The following is a 22,705-nucleotide window of genomic DNA, read 5'->3' on the forward strand; positions in this document are numbered from 1 at the left end:
TGCTAAAGCAGTGACTCCAAAATTGTATCATTATTATGTTTAATTTGCACTAAAAATTAAAGGAAAATATACTTCAATATGAACAGCAATGCAAGCACGTACATAAGTGGAGTAATCTTCTTAGCCTTTCCAGCAACAACATTAACAATAACATACGAAATAACACCAACTGCAATACCTTCTGAAATGCTGTACATAAGTGGCATACAGATAAGGCAGAGGTAAGCCGGTATACTCTCTGTTAAATCATTAAAATCAATTTCAACAACCGCACTAACCATAAGGAATCCTACAAAAATAAGTGCCGGAGCTGTTGCAAATCCAGGAATTGTAGTAAATACAGGTGCAAATATAATTGCAATAAGGAATAAGAAGCCTGTTACAACTGAAGAAAGTCCTGTTCTTCCGCCTTCTGCAACACCTGATGAACTCTCAACAAATGTTGTTGTTGTAGAAGTACCAAGGATGGCACCTGCACTTGTTGCGATAGCATCAGCTAAAAGAGCCTGCTTAATTCTAGGAAGTCTTCCGTTCTCATCAAGCATTTTAGCCTTATTGGCAACACCGATAAGTGTTCCAAGTGTATCAAACATGTCAACAAAAAGGAATGAGCACATAATAACAATAAAATCTAATATATTAATATTAAGGCCCTTAAGGTTAAAGCACTGTCCAAATGTCTGGCTGATAGCTGTGATATCAAAGCTTCTCCATGAAGGAATAAGTGAATAGAATCCTGCTGCCGCATCAACCTTATAAAGTCCTGTAAGCTGGCAGATAATACCAAGCACCCATGTTGCAACGATACCGATAAGGATAGAACCCTTAACATGCTTTACATAAAGAATAGCAATGATAAATGTACCTATAACTGCAAGTAAAGCACCTATTCCTACTGTGTTAAAATTAGTTCTGAAATTAACAACAGTAACCTTTGTTGACTCACTTGCAACAACTAGGTTAGCACCCTGAAGTCCGATAAATGCCACAAAAAGACCGATACCTACTGATACACCCTTCTTTAATGTTGTAGGAATTGCGTTAAATATAGCTTCACGAACATTAGTAAGTGAAAGCACAATAAATACAAGTCCTTCAACAAATACAGCAAAAAGTGCTACTTTCCAGCTATATCCCATGCTTCCGCATACTGTATACGCAAAATATGCGTTAAGTCCAAGTCCTGGAGCAAGCGCAAAAGGATAATTAGCAAGGAAAGCCATTGCAAAACAACCTATAGCAGATGCTATTGCAGTCGCCATAAGAATTGCATTAGAATCCATTCCTGATGCTGACAGGATAGATGGATTAACAGCCAGAATATAAGCCATTGTCATAAATGTTGTAATTCCAGCTACAACCTCAGTTCTTACACTGGTGTTGTTTTCCTTAAGTTTGAACAATTTGTCCATTTCAACCTCCATAATTTTATAAATATAAAAAATACTTAATAATATTAACATATTCCTCTCAATTTTACGACAACTTTTTTATTAGACATATATCTTTTCTAATAAAATCCCCACTAAAAGGGGGAAGCACATTCAATAGCAAAATAGTACTATAGCATTGTACTTTATTTACACACCTGTGAATTGGACGTGAACACAGGTTTTGGGATACATCCATTTATGAAAAACATGAATAAAGCCATATATGCAGTTGGGAGACCTGCATATATGGCTTTATTTTATTTCTTATCTACTAATTCAGTTGTACAGAAAGGACATCTTGTTGCCTTAACAGATATCTTGCTAAAGCAGTACGGACAATCCTTTGTAGTTGGAGCCGGTTCTTCTTTTTTCTTACCTAAGCTCATCATCTTGTTCATTGCTTTAACTAAAAGAAACAGAACAAATGCCATAATAAGGAAGTTAATAACTGCTGTTATGAATGAACCATAATCAAACACAACTCCTCTTATTGTAAATGTACCACCAACAGTAACGCCTTCTCCATTAGTACCACCTGTAACTACGGCAATAAGTGGATTAATAAAACTGCTTGTAAGTGCTGTTACGATACTCTGGAATGCAGCACCAATAATAACACCGACTGCCAGGTTCATAACATTTCCTTTCAATGCAAATTCTTTGAATTCCTGAATAAATTTTTTCATTATGTTTTCCTCCCGTATATTATTGATTAATCTTTGGAACAATTATAATGTCTTTAATTTTCCCCTTATATCCTCTACCGTTTCAACAATATAATCTGCTCCTGCTATCTCAAGCTCCTGTTCTTCTGCAAAACCGTATCTTACTCCCATAGAATCAATTCCAGAAGCTTTCGCACCCAGTATATCATCCTTTCTGTCACCTATCATTATAGCCTTGGATTTAGCCATAGTAATATCATCGTCTCCTGTTAACCCTGCTTCAGAAAGTCTTACGAATACTTCATTAATAACCTGATTCTTATGACGGCGTTCTCCGCCTTCTAATTCACTTCCTACTGCAACATCAAAATATCCATCTATATTAAAATGCTTCAGTATTCTTGGAACATATATCTCCGGTTTACATGTTGCAAGAGCAACAATATATCCGTCATTCTTTAAGTCCGCAAGCAGCTTGTCTATTCCGTCAAATAACACATTCTCATAGATACCTGTGTCAGAATATCTCTCACGGTAATAGTCAACCGCCTTAAGTGCAGTTTCTTTATCAAAGCCATAAAACTTTTCAAAGCTTTCATCAAGTGGTGGCCCTATAAATCTTCTCAACATAGCCTGGTCATTCTCCTTAATTCCAAGCCTGTTCAATGCATGCTGCACACATTTAGTAATTCCTTCGCTTGAATCTGTAAGTGTTCCATCCAAATCAAACAATATATACTTCTTAGTCATATCTGCTCCATTATCTCATTAGTTCACTATAATTCTTAATATTATAATCTGCCACATCACATATTAAATCCCAGTCATCTGAAGAGGCCTCATCATACACTGCAACAACTGTAAATCCACCGCTTTTAGCTCCCATTGCTGCTGAAAGAACATCTTCAAATACAATACAGTCCTTTATATCATATCCAGCTTTTCCAGCCGCCTTAATATAGACATCAGGAAATTTCTTTCCTCTCATGACCTCATTAGTCTGTGTAAATGCATCAAAGAAACCATATATTCCGTTACGTCTTAAGCATGGCTCAAAAAGTGCCCTGTCTGATGATGTTGCCGAAACAATCTTAAGACCATTATTATGCATTTTCTCAATAAATTCTTTCACATACGGTTTTAATATAACTTTATCTGTATACGCTTCAAGTGCCGCTTCATACCATTCCTTCATTATCTCATCTGTTGATTCCGGAAGGTTATATTTCTGTTTCGTGTATATTGAACCGGATTCGAATGTATGTGTTTTGATTTCCTGCATGTATTCTTTGGTAACAGGAATTCCTCTTTTTCCAAGGAAATCCATGTCAACCTTAGCCCATACCTGCGTAGAATCAAGTATCGTTCCGTCCAGATCGAATATAATACACTGATAATTACTAAGATTCAACATGGATATATCCTCCAAAATTATCTATAAGTAAATCTTTTCTCAACATCTACTGTATATTCATCTGTATACTTCTTGATATACTCTGAATATTTCTGATTAATGAGTGTTGACTTAATTGTATCATCATCTGAACCATCATATGATCTGCTTATGTAATATACAATATAGAAGCATGAATTGTCATCATCTTCAATAACTGTAAGGTCGCCCTCTTTTCTTTCCGAAGAAGCAATCCAGTCTGCACAAGCTTCCTCAATATTGCTCTTCTTAGTCTCTGAAACTAAAGAAGCTCCATCATCCGCATATGTATCATCTCCAGCTTCTGCATATACTCTGCACTGGCTGATGAAATCTAATTCTGTGCTTACACCTGCGGCAAATGCATTAGCTTTTTCCTTAGCAGCTGTCATATCATCTGTATCAGAACTGTTAGCTTTTACTGTAAAGGTTCTGTACTCGAATTTATCGTATGTATCCTTATTGTCCTCATAATATGAACTTACTTCAGTATCTGTTGCTGCAAGAGTTTCTGTTAACTGCTTCTGATATGCTGTGCTCTTAAGATAATCTTTTAAGAACTCCTTAACTCTCTTTTCTGTAGCTCTCTTACCAAACATCTGCTTAAGGTAATCTGAATATGATGTATCAGCTTCATTAGCTGCATCCTTAATCTTACCTATAAACTCATCATAATCTGCATCAGCATTATCATATGTAAATCCGTTAGCATCTGCATCTTCTAATAAAGCTTTAGTTTCTTTAATAGTTGATACTGCAGTATTAGCAAAGAAATCATACCATGTATAATCAGTTGAATATTCCTGGCTCTTATCTGACTGGCTTGTTTTATATCCCATATAAGATGAATAATAATCGCCATATGTCATAGTTCCATATAAAGTAGAATTAAGATTGTTAGTCTTGGCAATTCCATAATAGAAATCAAACTCAATCTGACTTATCTTGTCATCATTAACTTCAATATAATTATTATAAATGCTGTTAATCTTAATTCCGGCTGCTGTACCGCATCCAAGTATTATTCCTGCTACAACTGCAATACACACCCATTTGGTAATAAATCTTCTCTTAGCTTCTTTTCTTTCTTCTTCTTTTCTTTTCTGCATCTTACGGTCGTATTTAGTAACAACCTTCTCTGATGCTGTATTATTGTTTGCCATAATGTCCTCCCTATTCATATCCATTAATTTCTTTAATTCTGTCTAACTGCTTCATCCACTCATGTGAACTTGCATCACTTGGCATTCTCAAATCACCTCTTGGTGATACTGCAACCGAACCAACCTTAGGTCCGTCAGGCAGACACGAGCGCTTAAACTGCTGCGCAAAAAATCTCCATGTGAACGTTCTTAGCCACTTATAGATAGTTTTATCATCATATTCACCTGCAAATGCGTACTTTGCTATTCTGAATATCTTCTCAGGCTCTGCACCGAATCTTAGCATGTGATACATAAAGAAATCGTGCAACTCATATGGTCCAACCAGATCTTCTGTCTTCTGTGCAATAGTACCATCTTCCTTAGGCGGAAGCAGTTCCGGACTTACCGGAGTATCAAGTACATCATTAAGTACTGCTGACAAATCTTCATTGCCACATGTATCTGCATAAAACTGTACCAGATGTCTTACAAGTGTCTTAGGAACTGATGCATTAACCCCATACATAGACATATGGTCACCATTGTATGTTGCCCATCCAAGTGCCAGTTCTGACATATCGCCTGTTCCAATCACCATGCCGTTAGTCTGGTTGGCAATATCCATAAGTATCTGCGTTCTCTCCCTTGCCTGTCCATTCTCATAAGTCACATTATGAATATTCTTATCATGTCCGATATCTTCAAAATGCTGTCTTACAGCCTTCATGATATTGATTTCTCTAAGCGAACAGCCAAGCTGCTTAGTAAGCTTGACAGCATTATTATATGTTCTGTCAGTTGTACCAAAGCATGGCATTGTAATACAATGTATTCCGCTTCTGTCAAAACCACAAAGGTCGAATGCCCTTACAGTTACAAGAAGTGCCAGTGTAGAGTCAAGCCCGCCCGATATTCCGATTACTGCATTCTTACAATTCGTATGTTCAAGTCTCTTCTTGAGTCCATATGACTGGATATTAAGAATTTCCTCACATCTTGAATCTCTTTCCTTCTTATCAGAAGGTACAAAAGGAGCTTTATCAAAATATCTTATAAGCTCTAGTTCTTTATTGATAAGATTCTGTGCCTGCACCTCTGTATATGTGCTGTTCTCATCAACTGCATATGTACTCATTCTTCTTCGCTCAGAGCATATTCTCTGGACATCGATATCAGCATATACAGACTCATCAGCAAATTTATGTGCTTCTGCAAGAACTGCACCATTCTCACATATAAGATTATGTGCTGAGAACACAATATCCTGAGTGGATTCTCCTCCTCCAGCACTTGAGTACACATATCCGCATACAAGTCTTGCAGACTGTCCAGAAACAAGCTGTTTTCTGTAAGTGTCCTTGCCGATTGTCTCATTGCTTGCAGATGCATTAACAATAATTGTTGCCCCATTCATTGCATGCTTTATACTTGGTGGCTGTGGTGTCCACAAATCCTCACATATCTCAACGCCAATCTTAACCTTTCTGTTATTATCAAATGTAAATAATAATTCACTTCCAAAAGGAACCTCTTCTCCATCAACATCCACATATACACATTCGTTAAATCCAGGTGTAAACTGTCTTCTTTCATAGAATTCCCCGTAATTAGGAAGATACATCTTAGGAACCATGCCAAGAATACATCCATTCATAATACCTGCAACAACATTATAAAGCTTTCCATTCATCTCATACGGGAGTCCTACAAAGCTTATCATTCCTTTTACAGTTTCTGAAAAATGCTTTAATATAACAAGACCTTCTAATGCTGAATCTAACAATCTGTCATGTAAGAATAAATCATTACATGTATAACCTGTTATGCACATTTCTGGAAAAACAGCTATCGCAGTATCTTTCTTATGTGCTTCACTCATAAGTCTCTTAATATTCTCTATATTATACTCACAGTCGGCCACTTTAATCTTCGGAGTCATGGCTGCTGCTCTTATATATCCGTCTTTCAATTTTCCCTCTCTTTCAATATATGTTCTTTCTGTCAAACATTAAAATTATATCAGACAAGGTCTATATTTACAATAAAGGTCACAAAAAAGTCACTTTTCATTATCCGTTTGATACACAAGTGTCACGCCGCTTTCCTGCTCTTTAGGCTCATTGCATCCTGCCAGCGTTGTTATCATGCTTATAATAACCACCAATACCAATAATATTGCTGTCACCTTTTTCTTTATTTCATCTTCCAACATAAAAAACCTCCACCATTCATAAATCTATTATGAACCGGCAGAGGTCTTATTATTCCTTATATATGCTTATTCAATTACGGCTGCACTGACCTTTATTACTCTGTGTCCAGCTAAGAGCTTATTCTCAATCTTATAGAATGCAACTACCTTAAGAGGCTTGCCATCTTTAGAAACAAACTCCTGTACATAGCTTACATATCTCTTATCTATGAACTTTTCTCTTAACTCTGTTATTACTTCCTCATACTCAACGCTTGGTACGAACTGCTTAAATACAATTCCCGCCTCAAAATCATCTTCTGTGTATCCAAGAAGCTCCGTAAATCCATCATCAATATCAATAATCTTACCGCTTCTCATCTCCATAGAAAACTGTGTAAAAGGAATTGCTTTCATTACTTCTGCCATAATTATTCTCCTTATCCGTGAAAACTACTTAGAAAGTGTTGCAAGACGCTCAGTTACCTGCTCAAGCATCTGTGTATATTTTACCAGCTTTGCCTTCTCTTCGTCAATCTTTGCCTGAGGAGCTTTTGATGTAAACCTCTCATTGTTAAGCATTCCGTTACATCTCTTGATTTCGCCCTGTAATCTGCCTTCCTCTTTCTTAAGTCTCTCTATTTCCTTGTCGATATCAACGAGCTCTGCGAAAGGAATATAGATAACAGCATCCGGTATAACTGTTGAAACAGCATCATCTGGAATTCCAGCCTTGTCAGCCTGAACCTTAACCTCGCTTGCATATGCAAGTGTTCCAAAGAAGCCAAGTGAATTGTTAAATATGTTCTTAACATCTTCACTTGCTGAAACAACATATACAAGTGCCTTACGGCTAGGAGCGACATTCATGTCTGCACGAAGATTTCTTATGTTACGTACAGCTTCCTTAATTGTCTCAATAGCCTTCTCCTCTGCTGCGAAGTTGTTAGCTTCATCATATACAGGCCATGAAGAAATCATGATTGACTCTTCCTCGTCCTGAATATTGCAGAATATTTCTTCTGTAATGAATGGCATATATGGATGAAGCAGCTTAAGTGCATCTATAAGAACAGTTTTTAATGTCCAGATAGCTGCTGTCTTTGTCTCGTCTGCATCATTGTAAAGTCTTGACTTAACCATCTCAATATACCAGTCACAGAATTCTTCCCAGATAAAGTCGTTAAGCTTGGCAACAGCAATACCAAGTTCGTACTTCTCCATATTATCTGTAACTTCTTTGATAAGTCCATTCATCTTAGAAAGAATCCACTTATCAGCATCTGTTAAGTTAGCAGGTCTTGCATCTGTAGCCTTTATCTTATTGTCAGGGTCATTCATCATAATGAATCTTGAAGCATTCCATACCTTATTAGCAAAGTTACGGCTAGCCTCAACTCTTGACCAGTAGAAACGCATATCATTACCAGGTGCATTTCCTGTGATAAGAGTGTATCTTAATGCATCTGCACCATATTTATCAATAACCTCAAGCGGATCAATACCATTTCCTAATGACTTACTCATCTTTCTTCCCTGGTCATCTCTTACAAGGCCGTGGAATAATACCTTGCCAAATGGCTTCTTGCCATATGCTCATATCCTGAGAATATCATTCTGATTACCCAGAAGAATATAATATCATATCCTGTTACAAGCACATCTGTAGGATAGAAGTAGTCAAGTTCAGGTGTCTTATCTGGCCAGCCAAGTGTTGAGAATGGCCATAATGCTGATGAGAACCATGTATCAAGTGTATCCGGATCCTGTTCAACATTAGCACTTCCACACTTAGGGCATGTACATACAGTCTCTCTTGAAACCGTCATCTCACCACAATCCTTGCAGTAGTATGCAGGAATTCTGTGTCCCCACCAGAGCTGTCTTGAAATACACCAGTCTCTGATATTGTCTGTCCAGTTATAATATGTCTTATCCATAGAAGCTGGAATAAGCTCAATATCACCATTCTTAACGCCTTCAACAGCAGGCTTGATAAGCTCGTCCATCTTAACGAACCACTGCTGCTTAATCATTGGTTCAACAGTTGTCTTACACCTGTCATGAGTACCAACGTTATGTGTATGGTCTTCAACTCTCACTAAAAGTCCAAGTGCATCAAGGTCTGCAACCATAGCCTTTCTTGCCTCATATCTGTCCATACCGGTGTACTTTCCACCAAGATTATTGATTGTAGCATCATCATTTAAAATGTTAATCTCTGGTAAGTTATGTCTCTTACCAACCTCGAAATCGTTAGGGTCATGTGCAGGTGTAATCTTAACTACACCTGTACCGAATTCCTTATCAACATAAGGGTCTGCAATAATAGGTATTGTTCTGTCTGTAAGTGGAAGTTCAACTTCCTTTCCAACAAGGTCTGTGTATCTTTCATCATCCGGATTAACAGCTAAAGCTGAATCTCCAAGTAATGTTTCTGGTCTTGTTGTTGCAATCTCAACAAATCTTCCCGGCTCACCAGCTACAGGGTAGTTAATATGCCAGAAATGTCCTGCCTGCTCCTCATGCTCAACTTCTGCATCTGATATAGAAGTGTTGCAGACCGGACACCAGTTAACAATTCTTGAGCCCTTGTATATAAGTCCTTTCTCATAGAGCTTTATAAATACTTCCTGAACAGCCTTAGAACAGCCTTCATCCATAGTGAATCTCTCTCTGTCCCAATCACATGAAGAACCAATCTTCTTTAACTGGCTTGTGATAGTTCCACCATATTCCTTCTTCCATTCCCATGTTCTCTTTAAGAAGCCCTCTCTTCCAAGCTCATGCTTGTCAATTCCTTCTTCCTTAAGAGCATTAGTAACCTTAACCTCAGTTGAGATTGAAGCATGGTCAGTTCCAGGAATCCAGAGAGCTTCATAGCCCTGCATTCTCTTGAATCTGATGATAATATCCTGCATGGTGTTATCAAGTGCATGACCCATATGCAGCTTACCTGTAATATTAGGTGGTGGCATTACAATAGTAAATGGTTTCTTATCTCTGTTTACTTCTGCATGAAAATACTTCTTTTCAAGCCACTTGTGATATAATCTGTCTTCGATTTCAGACGGATTATAATTCTTTTCCAATTCCTTGCTCATTATTAATCTCCTTTTTAATATTGCATTCCGGGTTCTTTCCCAATTATGTGCTCCTCGAGAACCCATACAAAGTTCTCAGTTCGTGCAAGCACGACTGCGAACTTTCCATGACTTCTCTCATCGCTGCTCGCGCAAAAAAGCCCTTTGCAGGGCATATACTCTGCAAAGGGCGTAAATAAACTTATTAACGCGGTACCACCTTTGTTTAATTATCTTGTGATAATCCTCATTACTCCTTAACGCGGAATACGTCACAGCCTACTTAAATCAACAGTTCAGCCATGCGGCTCCAAAGCTACCTTCCATATCATTATTACCTGAACCATCTTCCAGCCAGTGAACGGTTCTCTCTGTCGGATAAGGACATGTACTCCTCTTTTTCAATGCCTTTAAATATAAAATTCTTTTCTATCTTAATATCTGACAAGAAAAATTGCAAGCATTTTATTCAGGAACTTCAATCTGCTTAATATTAAATTCATTACCCTGAATAAGATATGTGTGCTTACTGCCACAATTCGGACAGACTTTGGCGTATTTCACAGTCTCATAAGTTTCCCCGCAGTCCTCACAGTAAGTTATACCCGGAATTATCTCGACTTCCATCTCACAGTCCTTTACAAGTTCTTCTTTCTTGCAAGCCCACTTCCAGCAGTCTGTAAGATATTCTTCTACAACTCCTGATACTTCGCCAAGCTCAATTGTAACTTTAGATATGCTTGAAACATCATTATCTAAGGCTACTGCTTTGAGGTCATCTATTATGTGAAATACTACGCCTAATTCATGCATACATTTTAGTCCTTTTTCTTTTTGAATTTAATCTTGATTGCCTGCTTTGCACCATATGGAAGAATATACTTAAGCTTATCCTCACTTCTTCTCATTGTAGAACACTCTGGCAGGTCTCTCTGAAGATGAATAGCATCAAACTCACACTTTGTTGTACAGATACCACAGCCTACGCACTGGTTCTCATCAACGATTGTTGCACCACAGCCCAAGCATCTTGCAGTTTCTTTCTTAACCTGTTCTTCTGTGAATACACCTGCATTGCTTCTAAATGACAGCTTATCAACTCCTGACTTCTTAGCTGGTCGCTGGCGGCCTGTATTGTCATACTTCTCAACGCTGTAATCATCCTTATCAAGTTCAACATAATAGTTAGGATCCCTGCCTATTGTAAGTGAGCTGTGTGGCTGTACATATCGGTGAATAGATATAGCCCCCTGCTTACCCGCTGCAATAGCATCAATAGCGAATTTAGGACCTGTATATACATCACCACCGACAAAGATATCCGGCTCTGCTGTCTGATATGTAACCTTGTCAGCAACAGGATAATTACCATGCCAGAATTCAACCTTAGTACCCTCAAGAAGGCTGCCCCATTCAATTGCCTGTCCGACAGACATTATCACATTGCTGCATTCTATTGTCATAGTCTCATTCTCATCGTACTGTGGATTGAATCTTCCATCTGCATCCTTAACAGAAGTACATTTCTTAAATACGATGCCTGTAACCTTGCCATCTTCTGTAAGGATTTCTTTAGGTCCCCAGCCACCAATAATATTGATACCTTCTGATTCAGCAGTCTCAATCTCTTCTGGAAGTGCTGGCATAATGTCTCTTGTCTCAAGAGATACCTGTGAAACCTTAGGTGAACCACAACGTATTGCTGTTCTGGATACATCAATGGCAACATTACCACCGCCAATGACTACTGTGTCACCTGTAAGCTTATAGCTTTCATCATCAGTTGTTATATGGAGAAGCTCAACGCCAGTCATAACTCCCTTAGCATCTTCTCCGGCAACGCCAGTCTTTCTACCGCCCTGACATCCAACTGCAACATAAAATGCTTTATATCCCTGTTCGCGAAGCTGTGCGATTGTGATATCCTTACCTACTTCAACACCACATTTGATCTCAACTCCCATAGCCCGTAATACATCTATCTCTGCCTGTACGATATTCTTCTCCATAACAAATGAAGGAATACCATATACAACCATACCGCCCGGTTCTTTATTCTTCTCGAATACAGTCACATTAGTATAGCCTTTCTCTGCAAGGTAATATGCACATGAAATACCAGCCGGACCTGCTCCTATAATCGCAACCTTCTCGTCAAAATATCCCTTAGTTGCAGGAACAACCTTTTCTGGAACATATCTTGTCTCTGCATTGATATCTAACATTGCTATATATTTTTTAACTTCATCAATAGCAATTGACTCATCAATAGTTCCCCTTGTACATGCGTCTTCACAACGCCTGTTACAGACATAACCACATATTGCAGGAAGTGGATTGTTCTTCTTGATAAGAGCGAGTGCATCCTGATATCTTCCCTGTGCAGCCATCTTTAAATAGCCCTGTACAGCAATGTGGGCTGGACAGGCTGTCTTACATGGAGCAGTTCCTGACTCATGTGTATTGATTCTGTTCTTGTCCCTGTAGTCCTCTGACCACATGTGTCTGCCCCACTTCTGTTCTGAAGGAAGCGGCATCTTAGGATATGTAACCTCTGAGCCGTCCTTTCTGCAAAGCTTCTGTCCAAGAGACAATGCACCTGCAGGACAATATTCAACACAGCGTCCACATGCAACACAGTTCTGCTTGTTGACATGTGCAACATATGCTGAACGTGACATATTAGGAGTATTGAAAAGCTGTGAAGTCCTGAGCGCATAACAGACATTAACATTACAGTTACATATAGCAAATATCTTATCTTCACCATCAATATTAGTTATCTGGTGAACAAATCCGTTATCCTCTGCCTTCTTGAAAATCTCAAGTGCTTCTTCCTTAGTGATGTATCTTCCGCCTTTGCCAGTCTCAACGACATAATCAGCCATATCACCTACAGCAACACACCAGTCAGCAGGATCATCTGCACATCCCTCGTCAAATGTCTTTCTTGATTTACGGCATGAACATGGGCTTGCTGCATATTTGCCCTCATATTTATCAAGCCAGTATGAAATCTTCTCAAGCGAGATGGCTTCATTACACATATCAACTTCCTTCTGTACAGGAATGACATGCATACCGATTCCGGCACCTCCTGGTGGAACCATATGTGTAAGTCCCTCAAGAGGAATACGGCTCATACGCTCAAAGAATCTTCCCATCTCAGGATGTTCCTCTAAGACAGTATCATTCATATTGGCAAATTCCGCACTTCCAGGAACAAACATAGGAAGCACATACTGTTTCTCGTGCTTTGGATTCTCCCAGTTATACTCGATTACACCGTTAAAAGCCATCTTATTAAGAAGCTCCTCAAGATACTTCTCATCCATACCTGTAATCTTAACAAGTTCAGGAAGTGTCTTTGGCTTACGCACTCCCATCTTTAATGCAACCTCAGCCATCTCATCAGTACAGATTGCTGCAAGTCCCCAGTACTCAGGGTCATCTGCTGTGAGCTTCTCCAATCCAAGCTTTATTGCTGCCCTGTCAGTAATCATCTTTCCAAGCTTAAGAATCGGTTCTCTTACAGGAAGCTCAGGATGTGGATTCTTAAATTCAACATTCTTAGTATTCTCTGCCATAAATCATCCTCCGTTATTCTTTCCTCTGGCAAATGCCGGATTCTTTATTAACTGCACAATAAGCGGAATAACCATCAGAACCCATACTATAGGCTCTGAAACAATAACACCCCAGTATCCCATAAACGGAACAAGTGTAAATGTTATAACAACCTTTCCTGCAAGCTCAATCCCACTTGATATGATAGGAGTAAGCCTGTCGCCTATTCCCTGCAGTGAGTTTCTTATGATAGTTATCATCGCTGTCACAAAATAAAGCAGCGAATCCACTCTTAAATATAGTGTTGCTGTATCTATTACTTTTCTATTATCCGAACTTATAAGCATTTTAACAAATGCAGGAACTACCGTATAAGATGTGATTACACATAACACACACCATACCCATCCCATAAGAATAGATGTTAATATGCCCTTTCTTATTCTTTCATACTTTCCTGCTCCAAGATTCTGTCCGCAAAAGGTTGCCATAGTAGTTCCAAGCACACCGAACATCATCATAAAAAGCTCTGAAATTCTTCTTGCCGTTGTATGGGCAAGTATTATATCCTGTCCAAATGAATTGATTGCACTCTGCAATGTAACAGAACCTATTGATACAAGACTGCTCATAAATCCCATAGAACATCCTGTAGACATAAGTTTTCCACACAGACTGACATCAATCTTAAAATCTTTCTTTCCAATCCACAGTATATCGTATCTTTTAAGTGAATATATAAGACACGCGATAAGTGCTATGAGCTGCGAAAGCACTGTTGCCACTGCAGCACCTCTTACCCCCATTGGAATAACCTTAAGAAAAAACAGATCTCCGCCAATGTTGAGCACTACTGATATTCCTAAAAATATAAGCGGAGTGAATGAATCTCCTATCGACCTTAACAGAGCCGCACAGACATTGTATAGCATAAGTACCGTCATGCCTGCAAATATTATAAATATATAGTCATAAGCTTCTTTTAGTAAATCCTCTGGAGTATTCAGGACTTTTAGAAGAGGTCGTAAAAATATCAGCACAACCACTGTCAGACCTGCTGATATCATAATTCCGTATTTGAACGAACCTGCTACTGTTCTCTTAAAATTAGCAGTATCACCTGCCCCAAAAAACTGTGCAGCAATAACAGCAAATCCATTAGTCAGTCCCTGCAAAAAGCCTATAACAAGGGTGTTCACTGAATTAGTAGAACCTACAGCCGCCAGTGAACTTTCTCCTAAAACATAGCCTATAATCTTAGTATCCACAAGATTATAAGTCATCTGAAGCAGCGAACCTATAAACACCGGCAATGCAAACCAGAATATAAGTTTCGTTATACTTCCCTTAGTTAAATCTTTCATACAAATATTCCTATATAATTCTTAATTCAGTCCAGTTAATCTACCGATAAATATGCATCCATCTCTTCAGCAACTTCATCAAAAGCCTGATTATAGGCAGCTGCAAATTCACCATACAAAAGCTTCCTTGCTGCAAGCAGCATCCTGCTGTCTGCTGACTTCATCTTTCTTAAATCCTTGGCTCTCTCGTTCTTAATTACATATAAAGCACGAATCAGATGCATAAGCTTTAAAGCATCCTGAGATTTCATATGTTCATCATACTGCATAGGTGTAACCTTTTCTGAAAGTTCTCCATCTTTCTTACAATTTCTGGCTCTTTCCTTTAACTTGTCACATTCCTTAACAGTCATAATGCTTCTTATCATAACCTTGTTGCTGTCAACGGGTGAATATATAATTCCCTTGCTGTCAAATACTGGCTGAAGAAAATAATAATCCCCTGATATTCCCTTAATAGGTGGTGTATCAATATTTTCAACCTCGCACACTCCAACAACTCCGTATACTACCTTATCACCAATCTCAAACATGCTCTCCGTACTTCCTTCCAATTCTTCGTTAAATCCGTATCAATTATTAATATTATATTACATTTCTAAGATTTTTTCAAAGTATATTTTTACTGGAAATTCGAAACAAAATCTATCTGTCATATGACATAATAAATAAAAAACGTCGTTTCAATGAATTACTCATCAAACGACGTTCTAATATCAATCTGGTTATTAATTAGAATAAATCTACTCTTCCTGCAACCTTTCCATCAGCAACATAATAGCATGCTCCATCCTGCGGCTTTATGTATAACTTAATATCCTTAGCTGCTACTTTCTGTGCCTTAAGGTCAGCTTCAACTCTCTTTAATACAGCATCCATATCTGTCTGCTCATCGTTATACTGGATAAACGTCTCAGTCTTAACCTCTTTCTTGGCAACAGCTTCTTAGCTGTAGTCTTAACAGCTGTCTTCTTAGCTGCCACTTTCTTTGTTGTAGCCTTAGCTGCTTCCTTAACAGTCTCTTTAGCTTCTTCAACTTTAGCTTCAACCTTAGTCTCAGCCTTAACTGCTGCTGTCTCAACAGCCTTCTTGGCTGCCTCTGTCTTAGCTGCTGTCTTAGTAGTTTTCTTGACAGCTGTCTTAGCTTCTGCAGGCTTTACCTCTGCTGTCTTTACAGCGTCACCAAATACGATGTTTTCCTTCTTCTCAATGTTTGCCATGTTTCCATCCTCCTTAATAAAAATACTATTCCCCAATAAGAAACTTCCTGATTGTTTCTACAGCTTTATCTGCGTCATTGCCTTCAGCTGAAATAGTAACAGACATTCCGTCCCTTAATCCAAATGCCATAATTCCCATTAAGCTTTTAGCATTAATATTCTTGCCTTCTGATGAAATATCAATATGGCTTTCGAACTGACATGCCGTCTGAACAAGCTCAGCAATTGGATTCTTATGTACTTTATCAATGTTAGCAACGTTGATTGTCTCAGTCATTACAAATTACACCTTACTTTCGTTAAATTTCAGTTACTTTTGTAAATATACTCTAATAGTAAATATAAGTCAACATCTGCATTTAGATTTTATTTAATATTCCTTTATTATCAGACCATCAGATTAATGCTTTTGTCTGCATAACCATCATTATATAATTCTATCATCTGCTCATCAAAGATATCGGAAGGTTCATAATCACACAACAAAAGAATCAATTTTTTTATCTGTTCATTTTCAGAAGATAGTTTTTTATACTGTGGTTCTATTTTGTTTTTCAATTCCACAAGATTAGCAGCATTCTCCTCTTTAGGAATTGCCAACGCCCCTGACACAACTCCAAGAGCATAGGCACATTCATAATTACCAGTCATCTTCGCATTAGGAAATTCACATTTGCGCGCAAGCGCCTGCTTAGCTAATATAGGTACCATCAGACATTAAGCTCCTTCTTAAATGTTGCAACATAATCTGTGGCAGCTTCCTCTGAATAATTATTAGCTTCAAGAAGCTTGATAAAATGTGAACCGACTATTGCACCATCAATAATATCTTCAAGTGGGGCAACATCTGCTGCTGTTCTTATTCCGAATCCCATCATAACTGGAATCTTAGATTCTTTCTTAACTTCTGTAAGATACTCTCTTATCTGTGAATGGAAGTTAGCGCCCTTGCCTGTAACACCCATCTGTGAAACGCAGTACACGAAACCTCTTGCATTCTCTAAAAGCATTGGAATTCTGCCTTTAGATACCGGAGATACAAGCTGGATAAGAATTGGAGAATTCTCATTCTTTGCAAGAATCCCCTTAATCTCGCCCTGCTCCTCAAATGGAAGATCAGGTATGATAAGTCCGTCTACACCATTTTCAATACATTTGTTCACGAAGTTCTCAACTCCATAATGATATACAGTATTGTAGTAAAGCATGAATACAACAGGGCTGTTAAGACCAGCTTTTCTTACTTCACCCATCATTGTAAATGTGCCTTCAAGTGAAGCTCCATTCTGGATAGCCTTGTATGAAGCATCCTGAATTACAGGACCATCTGCAATAGGATCTGAAAATGGAACACCTATTTCCATAATATCGATTCCTGCCTTCTCCTGTGCAAACATAAGCTTCTTAGTTGTATCATAATCCGGAAGTCCTGCTGTTGTATATGTAATAAATGCTTTCTTGCCCTCTTCCTTAAGTGCTGCGAGTCTTTCTTCTATTCTATTCATTACTTGTTAGTCTCCTCTCCGTTAAGATATTTCTGAACTGTATTAACATCCTTATCACCACGGCCTGAAAGACACATGATAATTGTCTTACCCTTATATTCACCCTGTGCCATCTTGAACACATGTGCAAGTGCATGAGCACTCTCAATAGCCGGAATAATTCCTTCCATTCTGCAAAGTTCCATAAGTGCATCCATACATTCTTTATCTGTTACAGAAACATATTTTGCTCTTCCAGAATCTCTTAAATAAGCATGTTCCGGACCAACACCCGGATAATCAAGTCCTGCTGAAATAGAATGTGCAAGCTGGATATTACCGATTTCATCCTGTAAAAGATATGTCTTCATTCCGTGAAGGACACCAACCTGTCCGAGTGCCATTGCTGATGCATGTTTTCCTGTCTCAATACCAAGGCCCCCTGCCTCAACGCCAATAAGGTCAACGTCTTTATCATTAATGAAATCAGCAAACATTCCGATTGAATTAGAGCCACCGCCAACACAGGCAACAACTGCGTCAGGAAGCTTTCCTGTCTTATCGAGAATCTGCTTTCTTGCCTCAGTGCTGATAATTCTCTGGAATTCCTTCACCATCTTAGGATATGGATGTGGTCCTACAGCAGAACCAATGATGTAAAATGTATCCTCTGCCCTTTCAGCCCATGTTCTTATTGCTTCATTAGTAGCATCCTTTAATGTTGCGCTTCCTGTTGTTACAGGCTGCACCTTTGCTCCAAGCATTTCCATTCTGAATACATTAAGTTTCTGTCTCTCGATATCCTCAGCACCCATGAAAACTGTACACTCCATATCAAAAAGTGCTGCGCCTGTAGCTGTTGCAACGCCATGCTGTCCGGCACCTGTCTCAGCGATAACCTTAGTCTTGCCCATTCTCTTTGCAAGAAGAATCTGACCGATAACATTATTGATCTTATGTGCTCCTGTATGGTTCAAATCTTCTCTCTTAAGGAAGATATCTGCTCCGTACTTCTTGCTTATTCTCTCTGCATAATACAGTGGAGTTGCCCTTCCAACATATTCCTGCAGATAATAAATATAATCCTTAGCGAACTCAGGGTCTCTTATTGCCTCATCAAATGCTTTCTCAAGCTCTGCCAGAGTATTCATAAGTGACTCTGAAACATACTGTCCTCCAAACTGTCCATAATACTTGCTTTCTGCCATTTTCTCTTTACCTCTTTTTCTTAAAATTTTGCATTCTGTATAAATGCTTTAACTTTACTCTCATCTTTTCCTTTAACGGACACATCATCATATTCAACGCCCGAACTTATATCAACAACATCAGACCTTACTGCTTCTATCGCAGCTTTTACATTGTCTGGTGTAAGTCCTCCTGCAAGGAATAATTTCTTATTACCGCAGTCCGCCTTTTTAAGACTTTCCCAGTCGAATGTCTTACCGCTCCCCGGAACTCCCGCATCAAAAAGCAGTCCATATATTTTATCCAGACTTCGCCATCGCTTAGTCTCCAGATATATATCTTCTTCTAACTGATGCTTAATGTTAACGGCTCTTATAATCCTGACACTGCATGCATTATACACATCATCACTTAATTCACCGTGAATCTGTATATAATCAAATCCTGCATTCTGTATTGCTTCAAGCTGTGATACATCGGGGGACACAACAACAGCAACGCTCTTGATGTCCGATTTCTTCAATTGTGCAACAAGCACCGCTGCCAGATTAATGTCAATATTGCGTTTGCTTTTTGGATAATATAGTACCATACCTGCATAATCTGCACCATATTTTTCTATAATGTGTACATCATCCATACTTGTAAGTCCGCATATCTTAACCTGTACTAAAGAATCATTTTCTTTCAGCATTATATACCTCTTTAAACTCTGATATTAATTCTTCCGGCTTCGGTGCTTCCATAAGCACTGTTCCTATAAGAAGTGCATCTGCTCCACTCTTTGCCAGCACCTTAATATCGTCTGTATCCGCAACACCGCTTTCTGATACAAGCAGTTTTCCAGCTTTTCTCATCTCTTGTGTAACCATATCTGCAAGTTTTTTCGTAGTATCAAGGTCAACCTCAAATGTCTTAAGATTACGGTTGTTAATTCCTATAATCTTCACATCAAGATTCAGCATTCTCTGCATTTCCTCTTCGTTATGAACCTCACATAAAACATCAAGTCCAAGACTGTAAGCAAGGTCATAAAGTTCTTTAAATCTACTGTCATCAAGAATCGCAGCAATGAGAAGAACTGCATCTGCTCCTATAACCTTTGCTTCATACACCTGATACGGGTCAATTATGAAGTCTTTTCTGATAATCGGAAGGTCTGTCATCTGTCTTATCTGCTTAAGATATTCTGTACTTCCCTTAAAATGGTCTTCCTCTGTAAGGCATGAAATAGCATCTGCGCTTTCGCCGTACTGTTTTATTCTTTCTTCCAGAGTAATCTTATTGTTCATATTACCATGACTTGGTGATGCTTTCTTGAACTCACTTATAATTGAAAGACCATCCTTTGCAAGTGCATCATAGAAGCTGTGTGACACTCTATGGCTCTCAATCGCAAGTCTTGTCATCTCTTCTTCGCTGATTCTTTTCTTGTGTTCTGGAAGTCTTTTTAACTTATCCTCTACAATAACATCTAATATCATTAAATCACCCCATTAACGAAATTCTCAATCATTCTCTTGCCATGCTCTGTATATATTGACTCCGGATGGAACTGCAATCCGACCACCGGATAATCCTTATGTTTTACAGCCATTATTTCTCCATCCTGTGTCTTGGCAATAACCTCCAGGCAGTCTGGCAAAGTCTCTTGAATTATAGCGAGTGAATGATATCTTGCAACCTTTACTGGTGAATCAAGTCCGGTAAATATTCCTGTTCCATCATGATATATTTCAGACTGTTTACCATGCATGATACATTTTGCATAAGAAACAGTTGCGCCAAATGCTTCTCCTATGCACTGATGTCCTAAGCATATGCCAAGTATCGGCTTCTTTCCTGTAAAATGCTTTATTACATCAACACATATTCCAGCATCTTTAGGGCTCTTAGGACCAGGAGATACAACTATTGATTCAGGGTCAAGCTCCTCTATCTCCTCAATTGTTATCTTATCGTTTCTTACAACCTTAATATCACTGTTAAATATTCCAATAAACTGATACAGGTTATATGTAAATGAGTCATAATTATCAATCAGCAGAATCATAAATGTTCCTCCTTAACAAGTGTCTTTGCAAGTGCCATTACTTTATTGCAGCACTCCTGATATTCCATCTCAGGCTTTGAATCAGCAACAATTCCTGCACCTGCCTGAAGATATACCTTATCGCCTTTCTTAATCATAGTCCTGATTGTAATGCAGAAGTTCATATTACCGCCAAAATCAAGGTATCCTGTAGCTCCTCCATACAGGCCTCTTCTTACTGTCTCAAGCTCATCTATGATTTCCATTGCTCTTATCTTAGGTGCACCGCTTAATGTACCTGCTGGAAGAAATGATGATACGAGGTCAAGTGGATGATATTCTCCATTCTTTCTTCCCTCAACAAGTGAAACAATATGCATAACATGTGAATATCTCTGGATATTCATGAACTGGTCAACCTTGACTGTTCCTATCTCACTTATCTTACCCATATCGTTACGTGCAAGGTCAACTAACATTACATGCTCTGCTCTCTCCTTCTCATCTGCAAGAAGTTCTTCCTCTAAAGCAATATCCTGTTCCTTTGTTGCTCCTCTTTTTCTTGTGCCCGCTATAGGACATGTATATACTTTATTGTCTGACTGCTTTACAATCATTTCCGGTGAACTTCCGATTATCTCAAAATCTCCGAAATTAAAGTAATACATATATGGTGAAGGATTAAGCTCTCTTAATTTTTCATAGAGATTAAAACCGCTCTGTCCCGTCTTTATTGTCCATCTCTGCGAAAGAACAGTCTGGAATATATGACCTTCTTTTATGTAATTCTTAATCTTATTAACCTTCTTGCTATATTCTTCAAGCGTGTCCGATTTTTTCAATATCACACCTTCAAGTGACATATCAGGCTTATCATCCTTAAACTTATCTACGCCCTCTCTTGCAGTCTTTATAAGCTCCTCCGCTTCCTTTAAAGCCTTAATTCTGCCTTCCTCTGAATCCTCTCCAAGCACTACTGCTGTGAATGTTTCTGCTGTATGATTGATAGCAATGAACTTGTCTGCAAGCATAAGCTGTATCGTCTCAATTCCTATCTCATCAGGATTATCATCAGGGAGGACTTCTGTGTATCTTATATAATCATATCCAAGACTTCCAACAAGACCTCCGAGGAAATCAAGTTCTCCCGGATCCTTTACTATCTCGAATTCATCAAAATACTCTTTAAGTCTTATAAGAGGATTGCCCTCTCTTACCTCTCTGCTGCCATCTTTTCTTGTAATAACAAGGCTGTCCTTATCTGACTGGATTATCTCATTCGGTTCAACTCCCATAAAAGTATACTGTCCGCTTTCCTTGTCAGTTCCTTCAAGAAGAAATCCCTTCTTTTCAATTCCAAGTCCTTTGTATAGTTCAATAGCTTTCTCATTAACAATACTTACCGTCTTCTTATAAGCTCTTAATCTTCGTTTCATAGTTCCTCCCTAATCTGTGTGGCTTGGTTTATTCTTGTTCGCATGACTTGCTGCTTACAAAAAATGTCCCTGACAGAAACCTGTATATTACAGATTCCTGTCAGGGACGAATTACCGTGGTGCCACCCTTATTTATGAACATACTTGTAATATTAATAAAAAAGGTGGCACTCCTTACCGGATATGCCACCTGTATGCTCAACTCATTATCAGATACAATTAATATATCCTTCCCCTGTAACGCGAGGCCGCGTCGTAAACTACTGCTAATTCATCTACGCATCTCACAAACCCATTCCTTACGGCTCTCCATGCTGACATTCCACCACCGCCAGCTCTCTGTGATGTACCTTCCGAAAGTACTCTTTTGATCATCGACTTTAAATATTTAACTGCCACCTATAATAGCACTATGTTTATCTGCCGTCAAGCAGAAAAGCTTAAAATTTCCTGATATTATTTGAC

The 22,705-nt window shown here is 38.6% G+C and carries 22 protein-coding genes, 1 pseudogene and 2 other annotated features; all 23 genes and pseudogenes read right to left on the reverse strand.

The features are described 5' to 3' along the window. Nucleotides 1-56: 56 nt before the first annotated feature. Complete coding sequence (locus DW963_RS01270; protein WP_243004231.1) at nt 57-1,412, reverse strand: NCS2 family permease; 1,356 nt, start codon at nt 1,410-1,412, stop codon at nt 57-59. Nucleotides 1,413-1,690: 278 nt separating this feature from the next. Continuing rightward, nucleotides 1,691-2,119, reverse strand: coding sequence for a large conductance mechanosensitive channel protein MscL (gene mscL, locus DW963_RS01275; protein ID WP_012739517.1), 429 nt, complete (start codon nt 2,117-2,119; stop codon nt 1,691-1,693). Between the two features lie 42 nt (nt 2,120-2,161). Further along, entirely contained in the window at nt 2,162-2,848 is a 687-nt protein-coding gene (locus DW963_RS01280) for an HAD hydrolase-like protein (protein WP_117913539.1), read from the reverse strand. A gap of 10 nt (nt 2,849-2,858) precedes the next feature. Then, complete coding sequence (locus tag DW963_RS01285; protein ID WP_117913540.1) at nt 2,859-3,512, reverse strand: HAD family hydrolase; 654 nt, start codon at nt 3,510-3,512, stop codon at nt 2,859-2,861. Between the two features lie 17 nt (nt 3,513-3,529). Beyond that, nucleotides 3,530-4,693, reverse strand: coding sequence for a peptidylprolyl isomerase (locus DW963_RS01290; RefSeq protein ID WP_158567432.1), 1,164 nt, complete (start codon nt 4,691-4,693; stop codon nt 3,530-3,532). Between the two features lie 10 nt (nt 4,694-4,703). Beyond that, entirely contained in the window at nt 4,704-6,644 is a 1,941-nt protein-coding gene (locus tag DW963_RS01295; RefSeq protein WP_117913542.1) for an NAD(+) synthase, read from the reverse strand. A gap of 90 nt (nt 6,645-6,734) precedes the next feature. Beyond that, nucleotides 6,735-6,887 (reverse strand): hypothetical protein, encoded by a 153-nt coding sequence (locus DW963_RS13220; protein WP_158567433.1) that lies wholly within the window; start codon nt 6,885-6,887, stop codon nt 6,735-6,737. A 66-nt stretch (nt 6,888-6,953) separates the two neighbouring features. After that, a complete protein-coding gene (locus tag DW963_RS01300; protein WP_022098226.1) occupies nt 6,954-7,295 on the reverse strand; it encodes a PAS domain-containing protein in 342 nt (113 codons plus the stop codon). A gap of 24 nt (nt 7,296-7,319) precedes the next feature. Further along, nucleotides 7,320-9,970 (reverse strand): annotated as a pseudogene (locus DW963_RS01305) (valine--tRNA ligase). A gap of 162 nt (nt 9,971-10,132) precedes the next feature. Continuing rightward, nucleotides 10,133-10,363: a binding site (T-box leader), on the reverse strand. Between the two features lie 51 nt (nt 10,364-10,414). After that, nucleotides 10,415-10,762, reverse strand: a complete 348-nt coding sequence (locus tag DW963_RS01310; protein WP_117913543.1) for a hydrogenase maturation nickel metallochaperone HypA — start codon at nt 10,760-10,762, stop codon at nt 10,415-10,417. A gap of 5 nt (nt 10,763-10,767) precedes the next feature. Next, entirely contained in the window at nt 10,768-13,536 is a 2,769-nt protein-coding gene (locus DW963_RS01315) for an FAD-dependent oxidoreductase (RefSeq protein ID WP_117913544.1), read from the reverse strand. 3 nt (nt 13,537-13,539) lie between these two features. Beyond that, nucleotides 13,540-14,880, reverse strand: coding sequence for an MATE family efflux transporter (locus tag DW963_RS01320; protein WP_117913545.1), 1,341 nt, complete (start codon nt 14,878-14,880; stop codon nt 13,540-13,542). A gap of 35 nt (nt 14,881-14,915) precedes the next feature. Beyond that, entirely contained in the window at nt 14,916-15,413 is a 498-nt protein-coding gene (locus tag DW963_RS01325; RefSeq protein WP_117913546.1) for a CarD family transcriptional regulator, read from the reverse strand. Between the two features lie 199 nt (nt 15,414-15,612). Continuing rightward, a complete protein-coding gene (locus DW963_RS13225; RefSeq protein WP_158567434.1) occupies nt 15,613-15,759 on the reverse strand; it encodes a DUF6465 family protein in 147 nt (48 codons plus the stop codon). Then, nucleotides 15,744-16,100 carry a hypothetical protein gene (locus DW963_RS01330; RefSeq protein WP_117913547.1) on the reverse strand — a complete coding sequence of 119 codons (357 nt, stop codon included), beginning with the start codon at nt 16,098-16,100 and terminating at the stop codon, nt 15,744-15,746. Before DW963_RS01330 ends, DW963_RS13225 begins: the two co-directional genes overlap by 16 nt. 25 nt (nt 16,101-16,125) lie before the next feature. Beyond that, entirely contained in the window at nt 16,126-16,377 is a 252-nt protein-coding gene (locus tag DW963_RS01335; protein WP_117913548.1) for an HPr family phosphocarrier protein, read from the reverse strand. 110 nt (nt 16,378-16,487) lie between these two features. Next, a complete protein-coding gene (locus tag DW963_RS01340) occupies nt 16,488-16,811 on the reverse strand; it encodes a DUF3837 domain-containing protein (RefSeq protein WP_117913549.1) in 324 nt (107 codons plus the stop codon). Next, nucleotides 16,811-17,605, reverse strand: a complete 795-nt coding sequence (gene trpA / locus DW963_RS01345) for a tryptophan synthase subunit alpha (protein WP_117913550.1) — start codon at nt 17,603-17,605, stop codon at nt 16,811-16,813. The genes DW963_RS01340 and trpA overlap by 1 nt, the downstream gene beginning before the upstream one ends. After that, complete coding sequence (gene trpB / locus DW963_RS01350; protein WP_117913551.1) at nt 17,605-18,792, reverse strand: tryptophan synthase subunit beta; 1,188 nt, start codon at nt 18,790-18,792, stop codon at nt 17,605-17,607. The genes trpA and trpB overlap by 1 nt, the downstream gene beginning before the upstream one ends. Nucleotides 18,793-18,812: 20 nt before the next feature. Then, nucleotides 18,813-19,466 carry a phosphoribosylanthranilate isomerase gene (locus DW963_RS01355; RefSeq protein WP_117913552.1) on the reverse strand — a complete coding sequence of 218 codons (654 nt, stop codon included), beginning with the start codon at nt 19,464-19,466 and terminating at the stop codon, nt 18,813-18,815. Then, nucleotides 19,450-20,256: an indole-3-glycerol phosphate synthase TrpC gene (gene trpC / locus DW963_RS01360; RefSeq protein ID WP_117913553.1), complete on the reverse strand. Its 807-nt coding sequence runs from the start codon at nt 20,254-20,256 to the stop codon at nt 19,450-19,452. The genes DW963_RS01355 and trpC overlap by 17 nt, the downstream gene beginning before the upstream one ends. Continuing rightward, the gene (locus tag DW963_RS01365) at nt 20,256-20,825 is read right to left on the reverse strand and encodes an anthranilate synthase component II (protein WP_117913554.1); all 570 of its coding nucleotides are present in this window, start codon (nt 20,823-20,825) and stop codon (nt 20,256-20,258) included. The genes trpC and DW963_RS01365 overlap by 1 nt, the downstream gene beginning before the upstream one ends. Beyond that, nucleotides 20,822-22,240: an anthranilate synthase component I gene (gene trpE / locus DW963_RS01370; protein ID WP_117913555.1), complete on the reverse strand. Its 1,419-nt coding sequence runs from the start codon at nt 22,238-22,240 to the stop codon at nt 20,822-20,824. Before trpE ends, DW963_RS01365 begins: the two co-directional genes overlap by 4 nt. A 99-nt stretch (nt 22,241-22,339) precedes the next feature. Then, nucleotides 22,340-22,624 (reverse strand) — a binding site (T-box leader). Between the last annotated feature and the right edge of the window lie 81 nt (nt 22,625-22,705).

The sequence above is a fragment of the Eubacterium sp. AM46-8 genome (assembly GCF_003466705.1).
Taxonomy (GTDB): domain Bacteria; phylum Bacillota; class Clostridia; order Lachnospirales; family Lachnospiraceae; genus Lachnospira.

Coding starts and splice junctions, on each gene's coding strand:
- DW963_RS01270 (WP_243004231.1), bottom strand. CDS start 1,412: ATGGACAAATTGTTCAAACTTAAGGAAAACAACACCAGTGTAAGAACT.
- mscL (WP_012739517.1), bottom strand. CDS start 2,119: ATGAAAAAATTTATTCAGGAATTCAAAGAATTTGCATTGAAAGGAAAT.
- DW963_RS01280 (WP_117913539.1), bottom strand. CDS start 2,848: ATGACTAAGAAGTATATATTGTTTGATTTGGATGGAACACTTACAGAT.
- DW963_RS01285 (WP_117913540.1), bottom strand. CDS start 3,512: ATGTTGAATCTTAGTAATTATCAGTGTATTATATTCGATCTGGACGGA.
- DW963_RS01290 (WP_158567432.1), bottom strand. CDS start 4,693: ATGGCAAACAATAATACAGCATCAGAGAAGGTTGTTACTAAATACGAC.
- DW963_RS13220 (WP_158567433.1), bottom strand. CDS start 6,887: ATGTTGGAAGATGAAATAAAGAAAAAGGTGACAGCAATATTATTGGTA.
- DW963_RS01300 (WP_022098226.1), bottom strand. CDS start 7,295: ATGGCAGAAGTAATGAAAGCAATTCCTTTTACACAGTTTTCTATGGAG.
- DW963_RS01310 (WP_117913543.1), bottom strand. CDS start 10,762: ATGCATGAATTAGGCGTAGTATTTCACATAATAGATGACCTCAAAGCA.
- DW963_RS01315 (WP_117913544.1), bottom strand. CDS start 13,536: ATGGCAGAGAATACTAAGAATGTTGAATTTAAGAATCCACATCCTGAG.
- DW963_RS01320 (WP_117913545.1), bottom strand. CDS start 14,880: ATGAAAGATTTAACTAAGGGAAGTATAACGAAACTTATATTCTGGTTT.
- DW963_RS01325 (WP_117913546.1), bottom strand. CDS start 15,413: ATGTTTGAGATTGGTGATAAGGTAGTATACGGAGTTGTTGGAGTGTGC.
- DW963_RS13225 (WP_158567434.1), bottom strand. CDS start 15,759: ATGGATGCTGTATTAAAGAGAGTTGAAGCTGACCTTAAGGCACAGAAA.
- DW963_RS01330 (WP_117913547.1), bottom strand. CDS start 16,100: ATGGCAAACATTGAGAAGAAGGAAAACATCGTATTTGGTGACGCTGTA.
- DW963_RS01335 (WP_117913548.1), bottom strand. CDS start 16,377: ATGACTGAGACAATCAACGTTGCTAACATTGATAAAGTACATAAGAAT.
- DW963_RS01340 (WP_117913549.1), bottom strand. CDS start 16,811: ATGGTACCTATATTAGCTAAGCAGGCGCTTGCGCGCAAATGTGAATTT.
- trpA (WP_117913550.1), bottom strand. CDS start 17,605: ATGAATAGAATAGAAGAAAGACTCGCAGCACTTAAGGAAGAGGGCAAG.
- trpB (WP_117913551.1), bottom strand. CDS start 18,792: ATGGCAGAAAGCAAGTATTATGGACAGTTTGGAGGACAGTATGTTTCA.
- DW963_RS01355 (WP_117913552.1), bottom strand. CDS start 19,466: ATGCTGAAAGAAAATGATTCTTTAGTACAGGTTAAGATATGCGGACTT.
- trpC (WP_117913553.1), bottom strand. CDS start 20,256: ATGATATTAGATGTTATTGTAGAGGATAAGTTAAAAAGACTTCCAGAA.
- DW963_RS01365 (WP_117913554.1), bottom strand. CDS start 20,825: ATGATTCTGCTGATTGATAATTATGACTCATTTACATATAACCTGTAT.
- trpE (WP_117913555.1), bottom strand. CDS start 22,240: ATGAAACGAAGATTAAGAGCTTATAAGAAGACGGTAAGTATTGTTAAT.